Origin of the sequence: Rugamonas violacea (assembly GCF_016461825.1) — a bacterium.
Taxonomy (GTDB): domain Bacteria; phylum Pseudomonadota; class Gammaproteobacteria; order Burkholderiales; family Burkholderiaceae_D; genus Rugamonas.
Map to the genome: position 1 here is coordinate 1 of NZ_JAEMNU010000026.1, position 2061 is coordinate 2061.

Annotated in this window: 1 protein-coding gene; it reads left to right on the plus strand. The window is 60.4% G+C overall.

The annotated features are described in order from the left end of the window. Window positions 1–298: 298 nt before the first annotated feature. A complete protein-coding gene (locus H7U20_RS05180; protein WP_458351864.1) occupies window positions 299–2005 on the plus strand; it encodes a hemagglutinin repeat-containing protein in 1707 nt (568 codons plus the stop codon). Window positions 2006–2061: the final 56 nt, after the last annotated feature.

Sequence of the window (2061 nt, forward strand, 5' to 3'; positions counted from 1 at the left end):
TGACGTGCTGGTCAACGCCGGCTTCAGCACGACCGACAGCACCGACCACACGACGTATGCCAAGACGGCGATCGGCGGCACGATCAGCGTGCCCTTGATCGACGCGGTCAAGGGCATCAAGGGCACGTTTGATGCGGGCAAGAACACCAAGGACTCGCGCATGCAGGCCTTGGCGGCGGTCAATCTCGCCGCCAGTGCGGAGGCGTTGGCGAAGACCGCCGAAGCGTTCTCCAACGGCATGGCGACTGGCATCAAGGTCAGCGTCAGCCTGGGCAATTCGAAAAGTGAGACCAACTCGATGCAAAGCGCCATCATCGCCGTCGGTTCCACCATCGACGCCGGTGGCAAGGTCAGCATCAAGGCCAGCGGTGGCGGCAAGGACAGCAACCTCACCGCCATCGGTAGCGATATCAACGCCCGCACCAACGTGACGCTGAACGCCGACAACCAAGTGAACCTGCTGGCGGCCGAAAGCACGGTCAGCCAGCACAACACCAATAGTTCCAGCGGCGCCAGCATCGGCATCGGCTTCGCGTTCGGCGGGCAGCAGAACGGTATGACGTTCGACTTCGCGGCGTCCAAGGCGCGCGGCAACGCCGACGGCGACGACCTGAGCCATCTCAACACCCACGTCACCGGAGGCGGCGTGGTGAATGTGACCAGCGGCGGCGACACCAACGTGAAGGGCGGCGTGATCGCCGGCGATGCCGTGGTGGCCGACGTCGGCGGCAATCTCAACATCGAGAGCCTGCAAGACAGCAGCAAGTACAAGAGCAAGCAGGTGAGCGCGGGTGTCGGCATCACCGTCTGCCTGCCGCCCGTCTGCTATGGCAGCAGCTCGGTGAGCGGCAACTTCAGCAACTCCAAGGTCGAGGGCGACTTCCTCTCAGTGATCGAGCAGAGCGGCATCAAGGCAGGCGGCGGTGGTTTTGATGTCATCGTCAAGGGCAACACCGACCTGAAGGGGGCCGTGCTGAGCAGCAAGGAGTCGGCGATTGAGGACGAGTTGAACAGCCTAGTCACCGATAGTCTGACGAGCAGCGACCTGCGGAACAAGGACCAGCACGACGCCAGCGGTTTTTCCGTGTCGGGTTCGCTCAGCGCCAAGGTCGGTGAGCAGACTACGGCCAGCACGGATAGAGACAAGGGCGCCGCAAGTGATAAGAAAAATCCAAGCGGCCCCGGTGGCGGAGCTGGATTCGGCGGCGCCTCGGGAAGCCAGCAAAGCGTCACCTTGGCCGGGATAAGCGGCGGGTTTATCGATATCACTAACGCGGCGCGTCAACACGAGTTGACCGGTAACACGGTCGAGCAGCAGTTGGCCGGGGTGAACCGTGATGTCAGCGCCGAGAAGGACGCGGCAAATAGTTTGAGCAAGGGCTGGGACGGCAAGGCGCTGGAAAAGGAGGTCAACGCACAAATGGCTATCACCAGCGCGTTCGGCCAGTTGGCGGCGAAGAAAGTCGGTGATTTTGCCGGGGAGCAGCAAAAGGCGGCGTTTGATCGCGGCGACTATGCGGAGGCCGAAAAGTGGGCCGAGGGCGGGGCGAATCGTATCTTGGCGCACACCATCATTGGTGCTCTGGCCGGGGGCGTAAATGGTGCGGCAGGGGCTGGCGTAAGCGCATGGTCGGCTCCGAAGGTTAACGAATACATAAGCGGCTTGGATTTGCCAGATGCAGTGCGCAAAGCGGTGATACTGGCGGCGAGCACCGGCTTGGCCGGTATGGTTGGAGGAGATGCGGGTGCGGTTAGTGGTTATGACCAAGTCGTTAATAACTACTTGAAGCATGAGGAAATCAATGCGTTGCTGAAAGCGCAAAAAGGCTGCAAGTCCGGCAAGGGAAGTGCTTCGGACTGTGCCGAGGTGAAGCGTCTTGAGAGCTTGGACAAGCAGCGTGAGGTGACTTTGAACAATTGCGATGGCGATAGCAGTGTTCGTTGCGTGGGTGTTCGGCAGGAAGTCCGTAGCTGTCAAGACTCGTGTGGTTATACACGCGTTTAACAAATAATTCGGGCTTTTTCTTCTGCCATGCTTTGAGCGCTTGAATTGGTGATACG